The sequence below is a fragment of the Clostridium sp. UBA1652 genome (genome assembly GCF_002320975.1).
GTDB lineage: Bacteria > Bacillota > Clostridia > Clostridiales > Clostridiaceae > Clostridium_T > Clostridium_T intestinale.
Map to the genome: position 1 here is coordinate 15,090 of NZ_DCLI01000096.1, position 25,026 is coordinate 40,115.

The 25,026-nt window shown below is 29.3% G+C and carries 24 protein-coding genes; 17 read left to right on the top strand and 7 right to left on the bottom strand.

What is annotated here, in order from left to right; genetic code table 11:
* Positions 1–205 precede the first annotated feature (205 nt).
* From B3N22_RS22880 to B3N22_RS22895, 4 genes are all read left to right on the top strand, one after another.
* Complete coding sequence (locus B3N22_RS22880) at positions 206–343, top strand: hypothetical protein (protein WP_021803777.1); 138 nt, start codon at positions 206–208, stop codon at positions 341–343.
* 456 nt (positions 344–799) lie between these two features.
* The gene (locus tag B3N22_RS22885) at positions 800–2,035 is read left to right on the top strand and encodes a competence/damage-inducible protein A (protein ID WP_286910911.1); all 1,236 of its coding nucleotides are present in this window, start codon (positions 800–802) and stop codon (positions 2,033–2,035) included.
* Between the two features lie 167 nt (positions 2,036–2,202).
* The gene (locus tag B3N22_RS22890; RefSeq protein WP_286910913.1) at positions 2,203–3,225 is read left to right on the top strand and encodes a CPBP family intramembrane glutamic endopeptidase; all 1,023 of its coding nucleotides are present in this window, start codon (positions 2,203–2,205) and stop codon (positions 3,223–3,225) included.
* A 59-nt stretch (positions 3,226–3,284) separates the two neighbouring features.
* On the top strand, positions 3,285–3,419 hold the full coding sequence (locus B3N22_RS22895) for a clostri-philic family protein (RefSeq protein WP_278335150.1): 135 nt from the start codon (positions 3,285–3,287) through the stop codon (positions 3,417–3,419).
* A gap of 40 nt (positions 3,420–3,459) precedes the next feature.
* Here B3N22_RS22895 and hisC read toward each other — a convergent pair whose 3' ends face one another.
* The 4 genes from hisC to B3N22_RS22915 all read right to left on the bottom strand — a co-directional run bounded on the left by hisC (position 3,460) and on the right by B3N22_RS22915 (position 6,670).
* Positions 3,460–4,518, bottom strand: coding sequence for a histidinol-phosphate transaminase (hisC, locus tag B3N22_RS22900; protein ID WP_286910914.1), 1,059 nt, complete (start codon positions 4,516–4,518; stop codon positions 3,460–3,462).
* 12 nt (positions 4,519–4,530) lie between these two features.
* Positions 4,531–5,718 carry a pyridoxal phosphate-dependent aminotransferase gene (locus B3N22_RS22905; protein WP_286910916.1) on the bottom strand — a complete coding sequence of 396 codons (1,188 nt, stop codon included), beginning with the start codon at positions 5,716–5,718 and terminating at the stop codon, positions 4,531–4,533.
* 64 nt (positions 5,719–5,782) lie between these two features.
* Positions 5,783–6,322, bottom strand: a complete 540-nt coding sequence (locus tag B3N22_RS22910) for a biotin transporter BioY (RefSeq protein ID WP_181602122.1) — start codon at positions 6,320–6,322, stop codon at positions 5,783–5,785.
* A 144-nt stretch (positions 6,323–6,466) separates the two neighbouring features.
* Positions 6,467–6,670, bottom strand: a complete 204-nt coding sequence (locus tag B3N22_RS22915) for a hypothetical protein (RefSeq protein WP_286910919.1) — start codon at positions 6,668–6,670, stop codon at positions 6,467–6,469.
* A gap of 374 nt (positions 6,671–7,044) precedes the next feature.
* Between B3N22_RS22915 and B3N22_RS22920 the strand changes: the two genes are divergently transcribed.
* From B3N22_RS22920 to B3N22_RS22930, 3 genes are all read left to right on the top strand, one after another.
* Positions 7,045–8,601, top strand: a complete 1,557-nt coding sequence (locus tag B3N22_RS22920) for an ABC-F family ATP-binding cassette domain-containing protein (RefSeq protein WP_021803769.1) — start codon at positions 7,045–7,047, stop codon at positions 8,599–8,601.
* A gap of 307 nt (positions 8,602–8,908) precedes the next feature.
* On the top strand, positions 8,909–10,711 hold the full coding sequence (locus tag B3N22_RS22925) for a hypothetical protein (protein WP_286910922.1): 1,803 nt from the start codon (positions 8,909–8,911) through the stop codon (positions 10,709–10,711).
* 867 nt (positions 10,712–11,578) lie between these two features.
* Positions 11,579–12,496 (top strand): DUF4062 domain-containing protein, encoded by a 918-nt coding sequence (locus tag B3N22_RS22930; RefSeq protein ID WP_286910924.1) that lies wholly within the window; start codon positions 11,579–11,581, stop codon positions 12,494–12,496.
* Positions 12,497–13,321: 825 nt separating this feature from the next.
* Here the strand turns inward: B3N22_RS22930 and B3N22_RS22935 are convergent.
* Entirely contained in the window at positions 13,322–13,480 is a 159-nt protein-coding gene (locus B3N22_RS22935) for a hypothetical protein (RefSeq protein WP_286910926.1), read from the bottom strand.
* A gap of 427 nt (positions 13,481–13,907) precedes the next feature.
* On the opposite strand from B3N22_RS22935, the gene B3N22_RS22940 reads away from it, so the two are divergent.
* Positions 13,908–14,369, top strand: coding sequence for a GNAT family N-acetyltransferase (locus tag B3N22_RS22940; RefSeq protein WP_286910928.1), 462 nt, complete (start codon positions 13,908–13,910; stop codon positions 14,367–14,369).
* A 9-nt stretch (positions 14,370–14,378) separates the two neighbouring features.
* Here the strand turns inward: B3N22_RS22940 and B3N22_RS22945 are convergent, their stop codons facing one another.
* The gene (locus tag B3N22_RS22945) at positions 14,379–14,843 is read right to left on the bottom strand and encodes a hypothetical protein (protein ID WP_286910929.1); all 465 of its coding nucleotides are present in this window, start codon (positions 14,841–14,843) and stop codon (positions 14,379–14,381) included.
* Positions 14,844–15,110: 267 nt separating this feature from the next.
* On the opposite strand from B3N22_RS22945, the gene B3N22_RS22950 reads away from it, so the two are divergent.
* From B3N22_RS22950 to B3N22_RS22980, 7 genes are all read left to right on the top strand, one after another.
* Positions 15,111–15,956: a DUF4367 domain-containing protein gene (locus B3N22_RS22950; protein ID WP_286910931.1), complete on the top strand. Its 846-nt coding sequence runs from the start codon at positions 15,111–15,113 to the stop codon at positions 15,954–15,956.
* Between the two features lie 23 nt (positions 15,957–15,979).
* Positions 15,980–16,888 (top strand): ABC transporter ATP-binding protein, encoded by a 909-nt coding sequence (locus B3N22_RS22955; protein ID WP_238907275.1) that lies wholly within the window; start codon positions 15,980–15,982, stop codon positions 16,886–16,888.
* Positions 16,885–17,739 carry an ABC transporter permease gene (locus tag B3N22_RS22960; RefSeq protein ID WP_238907274.1) on the top strand — a complete coding sequence of 285 codons (855 nt, stop codon included), beginning with the start codon at positions 16,885–16,887 and terminating at the stop codon, positions 17,737–17,739. Before B3N22_RS22955 ends, B3N22_RS22960 begins: the two co-directional genes overlap by 4 nt.
* A 43-nt stretch (positions 17,740–17,782) precedes the next feature.
* Positions 17,783–19,129 (top strand): B12-binding domain-containing radical SAM protein, encoded by a 1,347-nt coding sequence (locus B3N22_RS22965; RefSeq protein WP_286910934.1) that lies wholly within the window; start codon positions 17,783–17,785, stop codon positions 19,127–19,129.
* Between the two features lie 148 nt (positions 19,130–19,277).
* Positions 19,278–19,694, top strand: a complete 417-nt coding sequence (locus B3N22_RS22970; RefSeq protein WP_286910936.1) for a hypothetical protein — start codon at positions 19,278–19,280, stop codon at positions 19,692–19,694.
* Between the two features lie 2 nt (positions 19,695–19,696).
* Entirely contained in the window at positions 19,697–20,776 is a 1,080-nt protein-coding gene (locus tag B3N22_RS22975; RefSeq protein WP_286910938.1) for a 3'-5' exonuclease, read from the top strand.
* A 433-nt stretch (positions 20,777–21,209) separates the two neighbouring features.
* Positions 21,210–22,028 carry a PH domain-containing protein gene (locus B3N22_RS22980; protein WP_286910940.1) on the top strand — a complete coding sequence of 273 codons (819 nt, stop codon included), beginning with the start codon at positions 21,210–21,212 and terminating at the stop codon, positions 22,026–22,028.
* A 62-nt stretch (positions 22,029–22,090) separates the two neighbouring features.
* On the opposite strand, the gene B3N22_RS22985 is transcribed toward B3N22_RS22980, so the two are convergent.
* On the bottom strand, positions 22,091–22,648 hold the full coding sequence (locus tag B3N22_RS22985) for a DUF6143 family protein (protein WP_286910942.1): 558 nt from the start codon (positions 22,646–22,648) through the stop codon (positions 22,091–22,093).
* 347 nt (positions 22,649–22,995) lie between these two features.
* Between B3N22_RS22985 and B3N22_RS22990 the strand changes: the two genes are divergently transcribed.
* Positions 22,996–24,012 carry a DNA cytosine methyltransferase gene (locus B3N22_RS22990; protein ID WP_286910944.1) on the top strand — a complete coding sequence of 339 codons (1,017 nt, stop codon included), beginning with the start codon at positions 22,996–22,998 and terminating at the stop codon, positions 24,010–24,012.
* Positions 24,013–24,043: 31 nt separating this feature from the next.
* Positions 24,044–25,000, top strand: a complete 957-nt coding sequence (locus B3N22_RS22995; protein WP_286910946.1) for a HaeIII family restriction endonuclease — start codon at positions 24,044–24,046, stop codon at positions 24,998–25,000.
* Positions 25,001–25,026 lie beyond the last annotated feature (26 nt).

Here is a 25,026-nt window from a genome sequence, read left to right on the forward strand (position 1 = left end):
GGACGGAATTTTAAAATTCTGTCCTACTTTTATGTAAGTTATAGCCCATTAATATTATCTAAAAACGGCAATAACAATTATAACCTTAAAAGCTTGTCCGGTCAATATAAAATAACTAATGAAAAAATTTCTAAGAATAAAAAGAGCAAATTTGCATAGATTAAATAGTGTACAGGACAAGAATTCACGAATAGGAGTGATTAATATGCCGAAAGATAGTCAAGTTGATAATAAATTATCTAGAAAATTGAAATCTAATTGGGATGATACATCAGCATCAGAGGAAGGCAAAAATAAAAATAAAACTAGAAAGAAACAATCAGCCCCAGTAACTTGGCAATAAATTCTTTTGCCTCATACATAACCTCCATCTAGCTTTTACCCCACCTTAAAGCTAAAGGTTACAAATATAAACTACTTAATTATACTTAGATGTTTAGGTTTTGAGGTAAGAGAGTTTTTCACATAAAGGTCTGTCCGAAGTAGAGTTACTCTACTTTTAGGACAGATTTTTTATTACATAGGAAAGTGCATTCTTCCTATGTAATAAAAAATGCAAGGGGTGCAGGGGAGGTTGTGCTCCCCGCCGCTTAAGGAGGGTGCTCAGACACGTAGTGTCGTCGAAGGGAACCATAGGGTTCCCTAGCGAAGTGGCGTAGCCACTTTTTTATTGCATAAGAAATTTGCAACATTAGCGATTTGATAATTTTTTGAAAGTTTAAATTAAGCTATTGCCTAGAAAATTCCAACAACAAATGATATCATTATAATTAATAAATTTATTAAGAAGGTGAATTAAATGAACGCTGAAATTATTGCAGTAGGTACAGAGATTTTATTAGGAGATATAGTAAACACGAATGCTCAGTATATATCTAGAGAGTTAGCTAACCTTGGAATAAATGTATATAAACAAGAAGTTGTTGGAGATAATGAAGAAAGAGTTTTAGAAAGTTTTAAAAATGCTTTTGAGAATTCAGATATTATAATAACTACAGGTGGACTTGGACCAACACCAGATGATTTGACAAAAGAAATGGCAGCTAAATATTTTAATAAGGAGCTTGTGCTTCATAAAGAATCTTATGAGAATTTAAAAAAGTTTTTTGATAAAAGTGGAAGAGAATTAGTAGGAAGTAATGAGAAGCAGGTTTATTTTCCTATTGATGCGATAGTCCTTAAAAACGATTATGGAACAGCTCCAGGAGCAATTATAGAAGGCAATAATGGTAAGAAGATTGTAGTATTGCCTGGACCTCCAAGAGAAATGAAGCCTATGTTTGATAATTATGTTGTTCCATACCTTAAACAATTTACAGACAGTGTTTTGGTTTCAAAGGTGTTAAGAACTTTTGGAATCGGGGAAAGTCGTATGGCAGAAATAGTTAACGACTTAATAGTAAATCAAACTAATCCAACAGTAGCACCTTATGCTAAAGATATAGAAGCTATTTTAAGAATAACAGCTAAAGCTAAAAATGAAAAAGAAGCAGAAGAACTTATAAAACCAGTTGAAAAAGAGATTAGAAGAAGATTAGAAGAATATATATATGGAGAGGGAGAAACTTCTTTAGAAGAGGTTGTGGGAGAACTCTTAGTTAAAAAAGGAATAAAAATAGCAACTGCAGAAAGTTGCACAGGTGGGATGGTGGCAGAGAAACTTATTAACTACGCTGGAATATCTGAAAGCTTTTTGGAAGGGGCAGTTACTTATTCAAATGAAGCTAAAATGAAGAGATTAGGTGTAAAAAAAGAAACATTAGATAAATATGGTGCAGTAAGTAAAGAGACTGCTAGAGAAATGGCCCAGGGTATAGCTAAAGTAGCAGGAGCTGATTTAGGAGTTTCAACCACAGGAATTGCAGGACCAGGTGGTGGAACAGCTGAAAAACCTGTTGGACTAGTTTATATTGGGGTATATTATAAAGGGAGTTGTTTAGTTAAAGAATTTAACTTTACAGGTGATAGAAATAGAGTTAGAGTAAGAACTACTATGAGTGCACTTGACCTTGTAAGAAGAACTATAAAGGAATAAAACAACAAACCCTCCAAGACTCATAAGGACTCCTAGAGGGATGTTAATTATATTAAAATGGGGGAGAGGCAATATCATATAAAGCTTAGTAGCTTCATTTATATTTTAGACAACTCTAATGGATATTATACAAAATAATAAAAAAAAATTAAGGAAGTAGGCATTTTATGAGAAAGATTTTTAGAGCTAATTTGTATTTTCTAATGATACTTTTAATAAGCACTTTTGTTCCATATCTTTTGGGGATAGTATATGAAAACATAAATTTAACTGATTCTAGAATTATCTTATTTCTGAATCATGTAATATTATTTTTAGTTCCAGCAGCTATATATATACTAGTAACAAAATCATCTGCAAAAAAAACTTTTAGATTAAATCCTATAAGTTTTAAAAATATACTTTGGATAATGATTTTAGCATTTGCAATTCAACCTGTTGTAATGTTATTTTCACTAATATCAGGTTTCTTTTTTTCAAATGATGTAGGCGCGTTTATTGGATCTATAATGGACACACCATATCCAATATTACTTTTATTAATAGCAGTAATGCCTGCTATTACAGAAGAGGTAACACTAAGAGGTATAGTTTTATCAGGATACGATTTTAAAAACAAATGGGTAGCATCCATAGTTACAGGATTATTATTTGGAGTATTTCATTTAAATGCACAGCAGTTTCTATATGCAGCAGTTTTAGGAATGGTTTTAGCATATTTAGTTAGGATAACAAATAGTATATTTGCATCAGTAGTTATGCATTTTATGATAAATGGACTTCAAGTAACCTTGCAAAAAGTAATTTCATTATTTATGGAGAACAATGTGAGCCCTGATGCTATTTCTCAATTTAGTATGAGTGAGAAAATGGCAGCATTATCTGTATGGGGATTTTTAGGGATAATATTTGGAGCTATATCTATAATAATAATCAAAAAAATTGAGGATGACTGTAAATCTAGAGGAATATATGATTCCTATGAGAGAGTAGGAGCAAGTTCAAGACATTCTTATATGAGAGTAGATTTAGACTCTAATTCTGTCACAGAAGTGACTTCAGACATACTTTCAACAAAAGAAAGAGTACTAAATGGACCTTTAATAGCCACTATTATTATTTATTTTATAGTAATGAATTTACCTACTTTAGCACTTGCCTTCAATAGATTAGTCAATTTTAGAAGATAATACTTAGAATTAAAACTCTTTAATAAGTAAAAAATACTTATTGAAGGGAGTTGATTATTATGCCACAAAATAAACCTAATAACTCAATGCAAAAAGGTGAAAGAAGACAAAAACTTCATGAAAAGCAAGATAATAAAGGAAATGATAAAGTAGATAAGGGATATAGAAGTTTTGAAGATGAAAAAATAAAATAATATATTAAAGAGGTCTTTGTTATTCAAAGACCTCTTTAAATTAAGCTATATAATCTTTTATGAAATTTAAAAATCTCTCCATTTCAGAATCAGTACCGATGGTTACTCTTAAATAATTATCAATTCTAGAAGAACTAAAGTATCTAACGAATATACCATCTTTCTTTAAGGCTTCAAATAAATCCTTAGCCTTTATAGTAGGATGAGTTATAAATATGAAGTTAGCCTTTGATTCAGGAATTATAAAACCTAATTCTTTTAATTCCTTAATAGTATTTTCTCTAGTTTTAATTATTTTTGCACAAGTATCTTTAAAATACTCATCATCCTTAAGAGAAGCTATAGCTAATCTTTGAGATATATAATCTAAAGGATAAGAGTTAAAAGAGTTCTTAACATCATTTAAGTAAGATATAGCTTCCTTAGAACCTAAAGCTACACCAACTCTTAAACCTGCTAAAGATCTTGATTTAGAATAAGTTTGAATAACAACTAGATTATCATATTTATTTATAAGCTTAACAGCGGATTCTCCACCAAAATCTATATAAGCCTCATCAACAATCACTATTACATCTCTATTTTTCACCAAAATATCTTCTATAAAGGACAAATCCACACCAACGCCAGTAGGTGCATTAGGATTAGGGAATATAATTCCTCCATTTTCTCTAAAGTAGTCCTCTTTAGTTATGGTTAAATCCTCATTTAAAGGAATTTTATCATATTTAATATTAAATAAATCACCGTATACAGGATAAAAAGAATAAGTTATATCAGGAAACAATAGTGGTTTGTCTGAATTAAAAAAAGTCATAAAAGATAAAGCTAAAACATCATCAGAACCATTTCCAACAAAAATTTGATCTTTTTCTAAACCATAATAATCAGCCAAAGTTTCTACTAATTCACCAGCAGTAGGGTCAGGATATAATCTTAAGTTTGAACCCTCTATATTTTTAAGCTCCTCAATAACCTTAGGAGCTGGAGGATAAGGGTTTTCATTTGTATTTAGCTTTAAGATATTAACTACCTTAGGCTGCTCACCTGGAATATAGGGGTCAACTTTTCTTATTTTATCTAACCAAAGCGTACTCATAATAACCACCTATTATCCTAAATATAATTCAGCTAGTTTATCAAAAGCAGCTAAAGATTTTTCAATTTTATCATAAGAAACACAATAAGAAATTCTAAAATGTCCAGGACAACCAAAGGCAGTACCAGGAACGATTAATAAGTTGAACTTTTTAGCATCTTGACAGAACTTAACATCATCTTCTATTAAAGATTTAGGGAAAAGATAAAAAGCTCCATTAGGTTTTACACAAGAAAAACCTATTTTTGTAAGGTGATTATATAATAAATCTCTATTTTTCTTATAAATATCAACATCAACCTCAGCACCTAAAGTTCTAGCAATTACTCTTTGGAATAAAGAAGGAGCGTTAACGAAACCTAGTACTCTGTTAGCGACATTTAAACCTTGCATGAAAATATCAAAATCATCAAGAGAGCTATTTGCTACTATGTATCCTATTCTTTCTCCAGGTAAAGATAGTGATTTACTATAGGAATATCCTATTATAGAGTTATTATAATAATTTAATAAGTACGGAACTTTAATATCATCATAAACAATTTCTCTATATGGTTCATCAGAAATTAAATAAATGCTACTATTAAATTCTTTTTGCTTTTTATTAAGTATATTAGCTAGACTTTTTATAACTTCTTCTGAATAGATAACTCCAGTAGGATTATTAGGTGAGTTTATAATTACGATTTTAGTTTTTGATGTTATTTTATTTTCAAATTCTTCTAAGTTTGGCTCAAAAGTATCTGTATTTGATGGAACAACAACAAGATTTCCATCATAATTGTTGGTATATGCTCTATACTCTCCAAAATAAGGAGCAAAAGTTATAACCTCGTCGCCTGGGTTCATTAGTGTTTTAAAAATTATATTTAATCCACCAGCAGCACCACAAGTCATTACAATATTATTTTCAGTTAAATTTAGATTATGTTTTTTGTTAGTAAACTCAGCAATTTTAAGCCTAACATCCTCATAACCTGAATTACTCATATAGCCATGAACAAAATTAGGAGATTCCTCAGATAATATTTCGATTATAGTATTTTTTACAACTTCTGGAGGTTCTACATTAGGGTTTCCAAGACTAAAATCAAAAACATTCTCTTCCCCATATATTGATGCCAGTCTTTTTCCTTCTTCAAACATTGCTCTTATTGTAGAACTGCCAGCTACAAGATCTTTCATTTTATTAGATATCATTATTATTAGCCCCCATTCTATTCTTTAAAATAATAATATTATTTTATCATACCCCAACATAGATTTAAAGAAGAGCAGTAGAGAGTCTTTGTCTAATTTTTACTCCTAACAAAACAGTTAAAAATACAACAATAATATCTTTAATAATAAATGGATATAATCCTGCAGCAAGTGCAGCTGGAAGAGATAAGTGAGCAACTATGGATAATTGTAAAACACCTGTAAAATAATCAACTGCAATAGCTATATAAACTAAAATGAAAGTTAATATAGGATTGTCCAGTTTTTTAGAATAGCCAATTATTAAAGCCATTAGGGGGAAGCCTATAATATATCCTCCTGTAGGGCCAAGAATTACATTTAATCCTCCGTGAAAGTTAGAGAAAACAGGTAAACCAACAGCACCTAATAGAATGAAAATTATAACGGATAAAAATGATTGCTTTGGAGTATAAATAAGGGCTAATAATATAACTGCTGGCACTTGTAGAGTGATTGGAACTGTAGAAAAGGGAATAGGTATTGAAAATTGAGATAAAACAGCTAATATAGCAGCTCCCATACCTATAAAGGTTAAGTCTCTAATAGATAATTTTTGGTTCATAATAAAACTCCTTTAAAATAAATTATATGGTAAATATATACCATAGTATAAAAGAGCAAAAAACAATTGTCAACCAAATTATTTTAAAATAGGTTTACAATTAAAACAAAAAAAGAACTTCAATAAAAGAAGCTCTAGGTAAAACTAATCACAAATTTTTTCAAGATTTTCAGTATACTTTTCAATAGCAAAATTTAATATTTCTACCTCTTTTACTAAATATGAAGCTTGGGTAAGATCTGAATTAATTAAATTTTTAAACATTTTTTCTGTTGGGATAATGCTTTGACCTAGAATTGTTTCAACTTCAATTACTATCTTGCTTTTAATTGTGTAATTATTATTCATAAAAATCCTCCTTAAATAAATATTTGTATCTTATAAAATAATAATAACAGTAAATTAGTAAAATTTAATGTTTAATATCGTTAAGAATTATTAAAAGGAAGTTAAAAAAATACACCGACAAACTATAAAGTAAGCCAGTGTATTTCTTTAAGTTGATAGCTGCTTATTTCATTGAAGTTGAGGTTTATTGATTTATCACATTTGATAATCTTTAAAATCTTTCTTCAACAATATTATTTTGTCCACGTAAAAAATATAAATGCTATAAAAACAATTCATACATTGGATAAAATTATAAAGTGAAATACTCTTGTAATAAACTTGACCATCTATTAAAATTATCCTAGCGAAGTTAATACTAAGGAGAGAAGAAAATGAGTGTTTTAACAGTTAAAGACATGAGCCATGGATTTGGTGATAGAGCTATATTTGAAGATGTGTCCTTTAGATTATTAAAAGGAGAACATGTAGGTTTAATTGGAGCTAACGGAGAAGGAAAATCTACATTCATGAACATAGTTACAAACAAACTTATGCCAGACGAAGGTAAGGTACTTTGGTCAAATAATGTTAGAGTTGGATACATGGATCAACATGCAGCTTTAGAAAAAGGAATATCCATAAGAGATGCACTTAGAGATGCATTTAAGTACCTATTTGATTTAGAAGAAGAAATGAATTCTCTTTATGGAAAAATGGGTGAAGTAGAACCAGAAGAATTAGAAAAAATGCTAGAAAGAACAGCAACAATTCAAGACTTATTAGACCATAATGGATTTTATGTAATAGATGCAAAGGTAGAAGAAGTTGCTAAGGGTCTTGGACTTTTAGATTTAGGTTTAGATAGAGATGTAGATGATTTATCTGGTGGACAAAGAACAAAAATATTATTAGGTAAGTTATTACTGCAAAACTCAGAAATATTACTTTTAGATGAGCCTACTAACTATTTAGATGAAGAGCACATAGAATGGTTAAAGAGATACTTAAACAACTATGAAAATGCTTTTATATTAATATCCCACGATATTCCATTTTTAAATTCAGTAGTTAATCTTATATATCATGTAGAAGAAAGAAAGCTAACAAGATATGTTGGAGACTATGATGAATTTAGAAGACTATATGAAGAAAACAAAAAGAGATTAGAAGCAGCATATGAAAAGCAACAAAAAGAAATAGCTAGGCTAGAAGACTTTGTTGCAAGAAATAAAGCAAATGTTGCTACTGCAAATATGGCCAAATCAAGACAAAAGAAACTTGATAAAATGGACGTAATAGAACTTTCAAAAGAAAAACCAAAACCAGAATTTAACTTCAAAGCAGCTAGAGCTTCAGGAAAAGTAATATTCGAAACTAAAGGATTAGTTATAGGATATGACTCACCATTAACTAAACCATTAGATCTTTATATGGAAAGAGGACAAAAAATAGCTTTAGTTGGAGCAAATGGACTAGGTAAATCTACCCTATTAAAGAGTTTACTTGGCAAAGTCAAACCTTTAAGTGGAGAAGTTGAACTTGGAGATTATCAATACATAGGTTACTTTGAACAAGAAGATAGATCAGGAAATACTAACACTTGTATAGAGGAAGTATGGCAAGAGTTCCCAAGCAAAACTCAATATGAAATAAGAGCAGCCTTAGCTAAATGTGGATTAACAACTAAACAGTTAGAATCAAAAATAATGGTTTTATCTGGAGGAGAAGCTGCAAAAGTTAGACTATGCAAAATCCTAAACACAGAAACAAATATACTAATTCTAGATGAGCCTACAAACCATTTAGATGTAGAAGCAAAAGAAGAATTAAAAAGAGCCTTAAGAGAATATAAAGGCTCAATATTATTAGTATCCCATGAACCAGAATTCTACAGAGATGTAGTTACTGAGATATGGAATTGTGAGGATTGGACAACAAAAATTGTGTAGTAATTAAAAATAAGTAACATAGTAAAAAAAGAAAATAATATTTAATATAAATAAAAAATAAGCTATCACATATAAATTTTACTAGGTTTTATATGTGATAGCTTTTTATTTAATAATAGAATGAAAAATTTTTATAATTATAGTATTAATCTGAAATATATTGTAAAATAAAAAAGAGGATGATTCTTTTTGCGTGGACAAAGTCTCAACACTAAAGAATGTTCCTCATCTATTCAATATATTATATTCTACTCAACTTATATTGATATTATACAAGTAAATAAAATATATGTCAATAGGAGGAATCATGTTAAAAAACTATAATGATAATCATTTTTTAAATAAGGGTATTAATAATAAGGCAGTTATTTTTTTCTTACAAAGATGTTTAGAAATATTTGAGCCAAGGACATTAGATACATACCAGTATTCTATATGGAATGTTGTGGTAGGAATGAGAGAATATTTAGAAGTAATTGAGAAAACACTAGATGGATCCTTTTTAACTATGGATAATGTAGATGCATGTAGGTTAGAATTGTTAAGAGTAATTAATGATGATGATATTATTGAGAAATATATGGGAGGGCTTTGTGGGAGAATAAAGAGCCATTTAGGTAATGTTATAAAAAAAGATGAAAAATCTAAATTGCTACGTGCTAAATGTGAAATGAGTTACTCACTAAAATTAATTGAACCTAAATATCAAGAATGGCTTATGAAGGAGTTATTTGATAACATTAAGAATGGAGATTTACAAAAAGTACATATTTATATAAGGGTATTAGCAAGTTTGTGCATTTATAATGGATGGACACCATATGGTGTATCAACTTTAATTAATAGAATTTTCTTATTAAGCGATAATGTAGATTTTGAATCTAATTGGAGCAAATTTACTGATGAATTAGGAAAAGATCAAGAGTTTACCATATACATAAATCTAAAATTGAATGCAAAAGGTGCTAATACAAGTGATATTGAAGTAATTGAACTAATAAAAAAATTAGGTATATCCATATTGGGATATAACGAAATATTGGACAAACATAATACTATTGAAAAGAAAAAGTTACCAGTTAAAAATGAAAAGAAATATATGATTTTTACTGCTAAAGCTAAGGATGTAAAAGCAGCAGCCCTAGAAGCTGTTAATAATTTAAATAGTAAAATTACTATTTTAGCTTTTTATAATAAAATCAATTCATGGTCACTGAAGGATCTTGATGGTTTCGTAATTATGGAAGAGAGCTCTTACATTTGGAGTTTTAAAATTGAAGATTTATATAAAACATATTTATTTTTAGACAGTTCAAATAAGGTTTTTGAAAATGCAATGGAAGTATATTCAAAAAGTAATGAAAATTTAAAGCTAACAAATAATGCATTTAAGGGAGTGTTTAATTATACAAATATTAGTTTATTATCAGTTTATCCAGAAGAAAAATTTATGAATTTATGGATAGCTTTGGAGTCATTTATGAGAACTGGACAATATAGCAATATTATTTCACATATTAAAGAAGTTCTACCACCTATAGTATGTAAGAGATATATTTATAAAATAGTAAGAAATTTTGGTGAAGATTGTATTAGATGTAAAGTTGAATTAAATTTGACCAATGGAGCTATAGACCTTAATAATGATTATAAACAAGAAATGGTAAGAGAGTTAATTAGAGCTATTAGAGATGATGAAACATTTAATGAAATAAAACAACTATGCGCTGTAAACTCCTTATTAATTTATAGATTAGGTGAATTAAAAGACATATTAAAAGATAATCTTTCAGTTGTGCTGAAGATAAAGAAGTATTATGAAACTATTTCTTGGCATATTCAAAGATTATATAGAGTAAGAAATGAAATTGCTCATTCAGCATTGAAAGAAAGTAAATATTTAGTAAGTTATATAGAGCATTTATATGATTATTTAGCAATTTTAATTACTGAAATAGTCTTTATATGTAGTGAGAAAAAAATAGAATCTATAGATGAAATATTTCCATCTTTAAAAGATAATTATGATGCTTTTGAAAGTATACTTCAGGGTAAAAAAGTTACTATGAAGGAATTTCAGCTAGAAGATGGAATAATTGATTATTTGTAATTTATTTATATATAGATTAATAAATTATATAATATAAAGAATATTTAACACAATTTACACTTGAAGTGTAAATGAGAAAAAGCTTAGTGAGGGAACACCGAACTTTTTCTAGAAAGGTTTTAGTTCTGGAGCTATTGAATTTGAGTTATGTTAGCAAGGAAAAAGCACTAATCTTGAGGAGGGGTACTTTTTCTCTTTTTCTTAAACTTCTATATCTAAAGCAATAAATTTCACTTTGATTTTTACAGTTGAAATAAAAAGATTATGTACATTATTGCTGTAGAAATACCTCAAGTATTTCATTAAAATCATTTAATTTTACTGATGGAAAGAAAATTGCGGCAGTTGTTTTTGAAATTAAGGAATTGATGAATAAAACTATAAAAGTTTTATTCTACAAGATAGAGGTGCATATCCAATACCACCCCCTTAAGCTATAGTGAAATATCACCAATAGCCCAAGGTGGGAGAAACGTATAAACCACCGTAGCCATCCACTTCTACGGATACGAGTTTTACTTGGATAGTATAGCATAATTTATATATTAAGCATAGTAAGACATGAGAATTAAATACGGTAGGATGATACACTAATAGCATTTTTGGTATTTTTCCATAACTTCATAAACCAAAGGTTAAATAGGTAAGTGGTATTAAAATGTATGAATATGAATAATAGCATAAACTCTAAAGATTAATTTAAATTATTTAGTAGTATAGAGTGCTCAAATATATTTAAGAAGAATAATAAGTAAGAGGTAAGTTCTCAAATATTAATATATATAATATAGGTTTTATTATTTAAGGATGATTTTATGAACATATACGGTGTGGTAAAATATAACGATTGAGTAAGGAGTTTGTTATATGGAAAAGAAATTACAAGTATTTATTTCATCTACGTATAAGGATTTAATTGAGGATAGAGAGGTTGCTGTTAAGGCTATATTAGATGCAGGGCATATACCAGCAGGGATGGAGTTATTTAAATCGGGAAAAAGTCAAATGGATACAATTTACAAATGGATAGATGATTCTGACGCATATATGTTAATTTTAGGTGGAAGATATGGTTCGATAGAACCCAAAAGTGGTAAGAGTTATACTCATTTAGAATATGAATATGCTCTAGGAAAAAGTAAGCCTTTTTTTGCAGTTGTACTGGGTGATGAAGAGCTTGAAAGAAGAATTAAAATAAAGGGAGGAGAAATAATTGAAACATTCGAAGGAAATAAATATTGTGAATTCAAAGAATTAGTTAAAAGTAAAATATGTGGATTCTATAATAATATGGATGGAATTAGGGCAGAAGTTCATAGGCAATTAAACAGTATAGAGAAAGAATATGATTTAGTTGGTTGGATAAAGGCAGATGAAATTATATCTAAAGACAAAGAGGAACAGTATAATCAAAGTCGAATGTTTTTAGAAGAAGAAAATAGAAAATTAAAGATGGAGTTAGAATTGCTTAGAATGGAAAAGTTAAACCCTTTGCCTATGAATGAAAACCTCAAAAAACTCAAAGATTTTTTTGATTCAAAAGGAGTAACAGATATATCTTATAGCCAACAAGAATGGTCAGTGTTTACTACAGGTAATTCTAGTTCATATGGAGCGCCTATTGAGTGGGGTGAGAATCCAGCAATATTTATAAGTAAAAATGGAGTAAAAGATGGTATTTGTGTTGAATTAGGATTAAAATATTCATATTGTCCTAGGTTAAATAAAGGAGCCAAAATAATAACTGAGAATAGAATGTTTAGGGTGGATAAGGTATATGAATAATAAATTTTGTTGCAAAAAGATACCCATAATAGGATAGTTTTACATGGTTGTATTTTTTATTTTAAAACTAAAAAACAAATAAAATTTAGTTATGATAATTTAAGAAAATCTGATATAAGATAAGTAAGAAATGAACAAAATAAAAAAAGTAGAGTGCGCTAACGCTTTACTATATACAACTATAGTTGCTAGGCAACTGTATCACTTGTTTTTGTGTAAAAATATTAGCTTTCCAATTGCGATCTGGGGTTACTATTTTTTATTTTTTATACAAATAATACTGTAATTGGCAGTTTCAAATATATGATTTGGGCAATTTGACTATAGATAGAAATATTAAGTTAGCATTATTCATAATTACGATTATATCAATAAAATCAGTAAAATAATTATTTTTACAAAAGAAAATTAGGGTTTAAGAATAATAAATTTAGAAAAATGAAGTAATTTATGGGAAAAATTAACTAAAAACTGTTGATTATATGGCTATGAATAGTGTAGAATAATAGTAAGCTAATAACTGAGAAAAGTGAGTGTAACCCACACATACTTTTTATTGTTTATTTTATTAGTGAATATATGGGTTCACTAAAAAAAACGCTGTTAGTTTAAGCATACATATTAAGATACTATATTTTTAATAAATATAGATTATTAAATTTTATTAACAGCAAAAAGCACTGGTTGCAGCCAGTGCTTTTCTCTTGTTTAGCAGGTGCATAATCACCTTCCGCACACAATACATTTATGTTATTTATTATCTAATATGGTAGAGAAACCAAACTAAACAGAAATATTGTGGAATTATTCTTTATCTTATGAATATTACACTGAAGTTCCGAGTTGGAACCCAACAGCAGTAAATATAATTGCCACTTGACAAAATTTAAGAAGTTTCTTAAAAGATTTATTCTTAATATTATAATCAAGTATTTCTATAAATCCCAGTATAGCAGCTAATATAACTGAAAAATTATTTACCATTAAGTGTACCTCCTTTTATGCAAGAAGGATCTTAATACATTTATATTATAAGAAACTTTATTGCAAATTTCAACAATATTATGTAAAATTTCCATTTATAATACAAAATAGACACTTATGAAAAATAGTTAGTAAGATGATTAAAACCCTAGAAAAATGTATGGGGATTTATAAGAAGGAGATTTCATAGTGTTTGGAGTTAGAGATTTATTAGTAATTATCGAAACGAAATAGAAAAGTGATTTTTATAGATAAATGAGTTATATATTATTTTATATAGTCGTTAGAAGCATTCTGTATAAATCAGGATGCTTTTCTTTATTATAAAAATAGAATTAAAAATGAAAGTTTGAATAAGAATAGTAATTTAGGAATAATAGTAGATTTTGATAAAATGTATAATTAAATTTTAGGAGATAATCAAAATATGAACATTAAGATAATAAAAGGAAACCTAAATCACATAAATGACTGCGGAGAAGCCCTAATAAATTCAGAACTAGGAAAAAGATATTTCACAGAATCAGGAAGAGCTAGGAAGGCATTAGAAGAAGGATTTTCTAAAGAAGAAATATATGTAGCAGTAGATATGGACAACAACTGTTTGGGATTTTTGTGGTTTATTTTAAGTGGAGCATTTCATGCATTTCCATATCTACATATAATTGCAGTAAAAGAAGAAAGTCGTAACCATGGAGTAGGCGGAAAGCTATTACAATACTTTGAAGATACTTGTTTTAAAGACTTTTCAAAAGTATTTTTAGTGGTTGGAGATTTTAATCCAGATGCAAAAAGGCTATATGAAAAAGTCGGATATACTGAAGTAGGCTACATACCAAGTTTGTATAGAGAGGGAATAAATGAACACTTAATGATGAAACTAAGATAGAAAACTTAGTTAATCATTAGTTTTATTTTTAATCAATTCTATTTCAGCCATCAAGGAATTAATACGGGCTTCTAGTTCATTGATTTTATCAGCTTGACTTTGAGTATTTTCAGGTTTTGGGGCAGTAGGACTATTCGGGCCACAATATGGATTGTTTATATTATAATTTTTAGGATTATAATATAACCCTGGACCACCTTGGAAATATTGTTGTTGTGCATTATATGTTAATATTACTTGTCCAAGTAGTTCAAACCAGTTTCCGAGTGCATTCTGAACGTTAAAAGGCATATTACCTGCCAATATTTCTCCAAGAATAGCTCCTATAATAACGAATAGTTCAGGATTTAAGCTTTGAAATCCATTGGGGATATCCTTGCAACCTTCATTAGTAGATTCATTTTCATTGTTTGACTTAGTATAGCCGCAGGCTCTAGCAAAATCTTCAAAATTACTCCACCCATTAAAATTCACAGCTTCCCCTCAGACATAATTACTTTAATCTATGATATTCTTTTTAATTAATAGATGATACTTTTTAATATAAAAATTATAGTAAAGTATAAAGAGTGTATAAAGAGCAGTTCTACAAGTGAGGACTGCTTTTTTTGTTGTTAAAAAATAAATATAAAGTGAAAATAGATAAATATTTATTGATAAACAATAAAATATATGATATTCTTTATTTACAAATTAGAATAAGATTAAAAATCATCAATTTTTTTAGGAGGGTTTATCTATATGTTAAAGAATAAAAAAACTATAGCTTTAATTTGTACAGCTATACTAGCTGTGGCAATTATAAATGGTCAAACAGTTAATGCAGCAATTTCAAAAACACTATCTATTTTTAGAGCTCAGGATTTAAAAGGAGTGACTGTAACTCTTGATGATATTCAACAGATTCAGAGTAAGCTTTCAAGTGGGCAGGGAGAGATAAGCCTTGAAAAGATGGGAAACATAAAGGTACAAGGAGGACAGAAGAAAGTTTCTTCAAAAGAAGATGTAAAAAACATTACAGATGTTACAGTAGCTTTTCCATCAGTTCTTGATGGGGTAGTACCAAGTGTTAATGTTGTTGAACCTACAGCTATTGAGTTCACACTTAAGGCAGAGAATGTAAATGAAATAATGAAATCCTATGGAGCTACAAAAATTCTGCCAGCAAATATTGATGGTAAGACTTTTAAAATAGATTTTGCTTCTCAGGTGACTATGAACTACAGTATAAACAATAAACCTATAACAATTATGGAGACAAAATCTCCAGAAATAACAGTACCTGATGATGTGGATATTGACGCAGTGTATGATGCAGTTGTAGAAATGCCTATAATTCCTCAAAGGCTACAATCACAGCTTAAGTCTATGAAGGATTGGAAAAGCACTCTGTATATTCCAGTGATAGAATCAGAAATGACAGAAGTTAATATAAACGGTGCAAAAGGATATATGTCTAAGGATTATGGAAATTCAGAAGAGAACTTTGAATCAGCAGTAATTTGGTACGATAAGGGTATTATCTATGTTGTATCCGGACAAGTAGACAGTGAAGAGCTTTTAAAGATTGCAAAATCTGTTAAATAAAGCTTTGCTTATGAGGTGATAGGATGGTAATAGAGACAGAAAGTTTAACAAAATATTATGGAAATAAAATTGGCTGTAAAGACATATCAATATCAGTAGGTGAGGGAGAAATTTTTGGATTTCTTGGTCCTAATGGGGCAGGAAAAAGTACATTTATAAAAATGATGGTAGGCTTATTATTTCCAACCAGTGGAAAAGCATTTGTATTGGGTAAGCCTGTTGGTGATATCGATGTAAGAAAGAAAATAGGATATCTGCCTGAAAACTTTAAATATCAGGATTGGATGACAGGCGAAGACCTCCTAAAATTTCATGCTTCCTTATATAAGTTGGACAAAAAAAGTGCAGTATCAAAGATAGAAGAGGTTCTTGATATTGTCAAACTTAAAGGTCATGAGAGTTATCGTGTAGGCACCTATAGCAAGGGTATGCAGCAACGTATTGGATTAGCATGTGCTCTTTTAACAGATCCAGATCTGCTTTTTTTAGATGAACCTACTTCAGCACTTGATCCTGTGGGTAGGAAAGAAGTAAGGGAAATAATGACGACCTTGAAGTCTAAGGGGAAAACAGTGTTACTTAACAGTCATCTGCTAAGTGAGGTTGAAGCTGTGTGTGATAGTGCGGCTATAATTAAAAGGGGCAGTATAATTAAGTACGGAAAAATGGATGACATACTTGAAAGCAAGTTAATCCTTGAGATAAATGCAGAAAATTTAAGTAATGAAATTTTAAGTAAGCTTAAAGAGTTTGATAGCTCTCTTACACAATCAAACAACAAGCTAAATATGCAAATTAAGAGCAAAACTGACATACATTGCATAGCATCTATAATAATTAACGGAGGAGGAAGACTATTTGAACTTTCACCAAAGAAAATTTCACTTGAAAATGTATTTTTAAATTTGATAGAAGGGGGTGAGCAAAGGTGATTGCAATAGCAGCAGCATCCTTTAAGGAGGCTTTAAGGAAAAAAATATTAATACTTGTTGCAGCACTTACTCTTGTTTACCTTACATTATTTGGGGTAATCACTCATTTTGCAGTAGAGGATCTTGCAAGAGCAGGGTCTTTAAATACAATAAATGCTCTTGATGTAGCTTCAAATATAATATCATTTTTAGGGTTTTATTTTTCAAGTATGCTTGTGGCATTTCTCACAATTATGGCATCTATAGGTTCAATTTCTTCAGAAATTGAAAGTGGTGTAATACATTCTATAATAACACGTCCAATTAAACGATCTAGTTATGTAATTGGAAAATATCTTGGACTTGGAGCATTATCAGTGATATATTCAGTTTTTCTCTTTATATCAATAATTACAATATGTACAATATTTAAACTTCCTATAGTAAATAGCCTTGAACCACTAAATATAATAAAAGGTCTTTTATTTTTTACTTTGGAACCAATAGCTATTTTAGCTCTTTCTATTTTAGGAAGCGCTACATTTAAAACACTAAGCAATGGAATATTTGTTATTTCAATATATATTTTAGGACTTATAGGTGGAGTAATGGAACAGGTAGGCTCCATGCTCTCAAATCAAAGTCTTATAAATCTAGGGATTATTTCTAGCTTAATTTCACCCTTCGATATAATATACAGGCAGATGATTTCGTCCATATTTAGAAATATTGGTATTACAGGTCCTTTCATGGGCTCAGGCGGTATAACAAGTACAGCTCCAAGTATATGGATGATTGTCTACATACTTATCTATATTCCTGGGTTAGTTAGCTTAGCAGTAAGAAAATTCAGCTTAAAGGACATTTCATGATGCTTATAAAATAAGTTAGTAATTAAATTATGTGAGGTAATATATGAAGATAAAGTTAATTCAACCTGCAATGCGCCAAAGACCTATGGATACAAAATTAAAAACAAGAATGTCTCCCTCATTAGCTTTATTAACAATAGCTAATCTTACTCCAAAAAAGCATGAAGTTATTATTGAAAATGAGAACATTGAGAGTATAAATTTTGATGAAGCTGTAGATTTGGTAGCCATAACTGTTACTGTAGATGTTATGAATAGAGCTGTGGAAATATCCAAAGAATTTCAAAAGCGTGGAGTAACAGTAGTAGCAGGTGGGATACATATTACCGCAGATCCAGAAAGTGCTAGTAGAAGTTTTGATGTTATATGCGTTGGAATGGCTGAGAGAGTTTGGGAAAAAATTCTTAAAGATAAAGAAAATAACTCCCTAAAAAAGATATATTCTGATATGCACAATATAGAAGGAAGTGAAATAGTATCACCAAAGTATGAGCTTATTGACACTAATAAATACTTATACACCAACATAATTAGTACAAGTAGAGGTTGCCCATTCGAATGTGATTTTTGTTATAATAGCTGCAAAAGTGGACTTAGAACATATATAAATAGACCAGTAGAGGATGTAATTAAGGATATAAAAGCTTTAAAAACAAAGCATATAATGTTTATTGATGATAACTTTATAGGAAATCCACCATGGACAAAAAGGCTTTTAAAGGAAATAAAACCTCTTAAGTTAAAGTGGAATGCTGCGGTTACCTCTAATATAGGGAATATGCCCGAGTTATTAGATGAGATGAAGGAAGCAGGTTGTGAAAGTCTTTTTATAGGTTTTGAAAGCATAAACAGCAAATCAATAGCAAGTGTTCACAAAATACAAAACAGTGTAAAAAGATATGAAAAACTTGTGGAGGAAGTTCATAAAAGAGGAATAATGATAAATGCAAGTTTTGTCTTTGGATTAGATGAAGATGATGCCGCTGTATTTAAAGACACCTTAGAATGGATAATTAAAAACAAGATAGAAACAGTAACCTCCCATATCCTTACCCCCTATCCTGGAACAAAACTATATGAATCATTATTAGCGGAAAATAGAATTGTAGACTTTAACCTATCAAATTATAATACCTCACATGTGGTATATAAACCTAAAAATATTACACCAGAAGAACTGTACGATGGTTACTTATGGATCTATAAAGAAATATATACCTTCAAAAATATAATAAAAAGACTTCCAAAATCTAAAAAACAATGGATTCCATTTCTAGCCTTTAACTTATTTTATAGGAAGTTTGGAAAATTCACAGAACTACTTTGTAATATAGCTTCATTTAAAAATATAGGAAGATTTTTTAGATGGGTGGCTTATCGTATAAACTAAATATTTATAGTTAAAAATAGTTGCTTTAGTGTTAGAAATTAAAGCTACTATTTTTTTATTTTTATACAAGGGTTAATATGCTATTTTGATTAATATGGAATAATAGTATAATATTAATATATGTAATGTTATGTGGGGAGTGGGATGAATGCTAGAGGCAATAGAGCAACAAATAATAAACAGTATAAATAATAAATGGACTAAAGATAAAGACAAGAGAAGAGATATAGATATAGATAAGGTATCAGAGAATTTTAGAATTATCTGCTCAAGTAGGGCTACGACAATAAATATAATAGAAAGTCTAAAAATATCTGAGAATAAAGAGAGTAAGATTCAAGAACTGAAGGAAAATATGTCTAAAATATATAATTGGATAACGGAAGAAAGTATTAATAGTCTAATAGTAAAATATAATACCTCATTAAAAGATAAGAAAAAAGAAGCAGAATATAAAGCAGAATTACTTCAAATACAAGATTATTTAGAAGAATTACAGAAAACTATAATTAATAGAACAGTGGACAAGTTATTTTTATTTCATAAAATTATAGGAGGAGAATAATATTGATAAATCCAACAAGAGAATGGAGAGCGTTTGATTCAGAAAAAGAAAAAATGGAAAAGCTAAAAGAATGGAAGCTTATTTCACCTAAAGCTATGGAAATAAAGAAATTCTACTATAAAGGAGCCTATACTAAAGAGGCTGTAGAATGTGATGTAGCAGGATATGTAGATGGTAATGAAATTATATTATACATAAATGGAGAATTGCATAGTATTCATCCTGACTATTTTTTAGATATGCAGAAAAAAGAGAAATTTATAATTTTAGATATTGAAACACCAATGAGTTTTAAATCGGAAGATGGGATAAGGGAAGTGGCTGTAATTGCGGTTGAAGATTTTAGAGTAGTTGATAGCCTTCACCTTGCAATTATAAATGATGAAGAAAAATATAAGCAAGGATATGGAGCGGGATTAGAAGCAATTGAAAAAGATGAAGTATCAAAAGAAAATTTCAAAAATTTCATATCAAAGCATAAATGTCCTATAATTGCACATAACGCTAGTTTTGATAGAAGATTCCTAAGATATTGGAATTGGGTAGATGATAAACAAGAATTTTATTGTAGTAGAGATAATATAAAATCTAAGGAAACCTTGGAGAGTTATAAGCTCGAATATCTACTAAATCATTATGGTATAAAGCAAGAGCAATCTCATAATGCTATGCAGGATGTTTTGGATTTATTAGAAATATTAAAAATAGTTAAGATTGAAAAGTGGATATCGTTAGGGGAATACAGAGAAGATAAAAAAGAAAAAAGAGTAAGGAATTATGAAAATGATAGTAAAAAGAGAGAAGAAGACAGAAAAAAATTAGAGTATGCTAAAGATAATATTATAGTGAATGTATTTAACAATAAAAGAATAGTTTTTACTGGAGATATGAAAGAAGATAGAGCCGAAATGAGATCTATTGCAATTAGATATGGAGCTATAAGTACAGATAGTGTTAGTAAGAAAACTGATATGCTTGTTGTAGGTGAAAATGCAGGAAGTAAGTTAACTAAGGCTCAAGAATTTGGAATTGATATAATAAATGAAGCTGATTTTTGGAATATAATAAATAGGAAACAATAGATGTAATATACGTGACAAAAATTTATTTGTTTATTTTTTATTAAAATTTGATATAATATAAATAAGATACTAAATTTTTAATTTACGCTTATAGGCGTAAATGAGAGATAAAAAAGTAGAGTGCGCTAACACTCTACTATATACAACTATAGTTGCTCAGGCAACTGGTATCACTTATTTTTGTGTAAAAATAGTAGCTTTCCAATTGCGATGTGGGGCTACTATTTTTTTGAGATTTTTTCTATAAGTAACACTATAAATGTAGAAAATATATAGAGGAATAAAGTGGGAAATATAAAATGTTTATATAGGTAAAAATTTTGTTATGTACAAGAAAATCAATATTATTAGATGGAAGTATCAGTAAATAGAAAAATAAGCATAGTTGTGATAAGATTATATAAATAAATTATACTGATATAGGAGTAAAATAATGGATTTTAATAATGAAATGAATTTAAAGTTTAAAGCTATGATGCAAAAGCCATGGACGTTACTTAGCGATAGGATAATTTATAATAAAAGAGAAATATTGCTTACAGAAATACAGGCAGTGGATGTATTTTCTAGACCTACGTTTGCTACAAATGGATTGATACAAATTACTGTAAGAGGTAAAATTATAAATTTAGTATATTCTAATAAGTACAAAAAAGAAGGCGAAATAGCTGTAGAATATCTAAAAGAGAATTATGGAGATAAAAATAGAAAAGTAAATAAGAAAAGTGCCGCTGATATTCAAAAAGAAATAGAAAACTTGCCATATAAGGATGATTGGGGAACTAAAAAAGAAATAATGGAGTTGCCAAATGTACTTAATAAAGATGAACATATTAAAGCTATAACTAGTGGTTTTACTGAAGGTAATACATGGATTATAGTATGTACTGATAGACGTGTATTAATGCTGGATAAAGGTATGCTTTATGGATTAAGATTAATAGATATTCCATTAGATAAAATTAATAGTATATCCCATTATAAAGGATTAGGACTTGGTAAAATAGCTATTACAGATGGAGCTGTTACAAGAACTATACAGAATGTACCAAATGTAACTGTAAGCTTTTTTGCTGATACAGTTAATAAGGAAGTGCAACTATATAAGGAAATGAAAACTTCACATAGAGGGAACTCAGTAAACTCTACATCTCCTGCAGATGAATTAATAAAATATAAGCAGTTGCTGGATATGGGAGCATTAACCCAAGAAGAATTTGATAAAAAGAAAAAAGAGCTACTAAATTTATAGAAGCTAAAACAAATCCCTATACAGTAGTTAAAAATCTACCATATAGGGATCCTTTGTTTATTTTAGCATATTTCTTCTTCCCACCAACCAAATGCAACTACAACTTTGCTATGATTTAAATTAGTTGACTTTATAATTAATGAATAGTTTCCACCTGGAGCTATAATAAATTTTCCGTCTTCCTCAGCAACTAATGTTTCGTTAGGTTGCACAATTCTTTTATAAACATTAATTCCTTTTTTAGGAGTAACTATATCAGAATCTGAAGATAGAATGTTAATCCTATTTTTAGGAAGAGGTTTTATAGCAGTATTGGTTGGAGAAACATTATATGATTTATCTAAATTCTCAGGAAGACTAGCGTTAAGCCATATTTCGGCAGTTAAATGTTCATCAGAAAAATTAGAAATAGTAAATACATTTACGAATAAGATGACATCAGAATTACGAGGATTTACTAAACCTGCCCAAGCATCTGACCCCTTACATACATGTAAAGGTTCAGTCTGACCTACAAAGTACTTTCCTTCTATAGATTTAGATAAAGAAACTGGAATACTAACCACTTCACGTGTTTTCATAGCCCTACTTAATAAATAATTAGTTTTATCTTCTGACATAAATATATCTCCTTAATTCTTTTTGGAAATTAAATATAGAATATAATATGATTTAAGTCGAAGATTGTTACAAAATTAGTTTGGAAAATGTAATTTGTCGAAAGTGCTGGCAATAACAAGATAATGAATAACATGAATAACATGTTTTAAAAATGGTAAATATATCTATAGAAACGTATGTTCTAAATGTGGTAATATAAACTTATATAAATGAGTTAAGTAATTAATAAGATTAAAAAGGCAATAATTAGCTGGCCTTTTAGTTAATTAGCTGATATAATTATCTAAGAATGTGGTGGAATATACAGTTTTGATATATACTATTAATTGGTAAAGGAGTGCAAATAATGAAGCTTGGTAATAAGAGAAAGGTTAACAAAATTAATAAAAATTTCACTGTAGTTTCTTTTTTTTGTGGTGCAGGAGGTTTAGATTTAGGGTTTGAAAACGCTGGGTTTAAGACTATTTGGGCGAATGACATAGAAGAGGATGCTTGCGCAACGCATCGTTTATGGAGTGATGCCGAGGTTGTATGTGGAGACATAAGTAAAATAAATGTAGATACAATTCCGAAGGCAGATATACTACTTGGTGGTTGGCCCTGTCAGGGATTTTCTTTAGCTGGACCGCGTAAGTTAGATGATAGTAGAAATAGACTTTATAAAAACTACGTTAAATATTTAGAAGAAAAACAACCAATGGCGTTTGTTGGAGAGAATGTAAAGGGAATGCTTACCTTGGGAAATGGCGAAATATTTAAAGCTATTAAACAAGATATGTATTCAAAAGGATATACATTATTTTATGAACTTCTTAATGCGAGTAATTATGGAGTTCCGCAAGATAGACAAAGAGTGATTATAATTGGTTTTAGAAATGATTTAGGAATAAAGGAATTTCAATTTCCTAAACCATTACCATATAAAGTGACATTAAAAGATGCGTTATCTAATATCCCTGAACCACTTCCAGAAGATATTTGTAATGCTCCATATAGTTCAAGATATATGTCTAGAAATCGTAAACGGGATTGGGATGATGTTTCTTATACTATACCGGCTATGGCTAAACAGGTAACATTACATCCATCTAGTCCTAATATGGAGAAGCTAGGCACAGATTTATGGAGGTTCGGAGATAACGGAGCAACTAGAAGGTTTTCATGGAGGGAAGCGGCAATAATACAAACATTTCCATCAGATTTAGAGTTTGTAGGAGATATAACTAGTAAATATAAGCAAATAGGAAATGCAGTTCCAGTTAAGTTAGCGGAAATTGTTGCTGAGGAAATATACTCAAGACTTAATTTATATATTGATAATAAGATTACTAGCAATGTACTGCTAGAAGCAATTATAAATTAAGGTAGCTAGTTAAAAAAAGGGGGAAAAGAGGTTGGCTATACAAACACGGATGGGAAAAGCATTTGAATATGCTTGCTTAAACTCTATTAATTTAGAACTCTCTATGCAACAAGAGGTTGTTATAGAAGATAATAGTTCACTAAATGTAGCTAGAGATTTTTATAATAGTGCTAGTAAAGAAACAAAAGAAAAAATGGATTTGGCAGCAAATGCAGCTATAAGGGTAATTTTAAGATTAGAACCACAACTGCAGAATCCGTTAGATAATAGTCCATTGTATTTATCAATACAAGAAGATTCAGCTGGAATATCTGGGGATGTACGAGATGTTTTGTGTATTAGAAAACAAAACCAGTGGGAAGTAGGATTGAGCTGTAAGCATAATCATTCTGCTGTAAAACACAGTAGACTATCACCTAATATAAATTTTGGACAAGTATGGTTTGGCATTCCTTGCTCACCACAATATTTTGAAGAAATAAACTCTATGTTTGAAGAATTAAGAATTCTAAAAAGTAAGGGTGTTTTTTGGAGAGAAGTTGAGAATAAAGAAGAACGTTTTTATATACCGTTATTAAAAGCGTTTATGAAAGAACTAAGAAGACTTGATGTAGAGAATCCCGGACAAATACCTGGGAAATTACTAAGTTACCTTTTAGGAGTAAATGATTTTTACAAAGTAATAACTAATGACAAAAGAGAAGTTACTCAAGTTCAAGCATATAGTCTTTATGGGACATTAAATCGTGTTGCAGGAAAAATAAAACCACAAGTACGAATACCTCAATTAGGTATGCCAAAAAGATTCTTTGATATAGATTTCAAACCTAGTTCAAGAAATACAATACATGTAGTTTGTGATGGAGGTTGGACAATATCAATGAGAATACACAATGCAAGTTCTAAGGTAGAACCTTCATTAAAATTTGATGTTAATCTAATAGGTGTTCCACCTACATTATATACACATCATGAATCATGGAGATAATAAAAACAAATCCCTATACAGTAGAT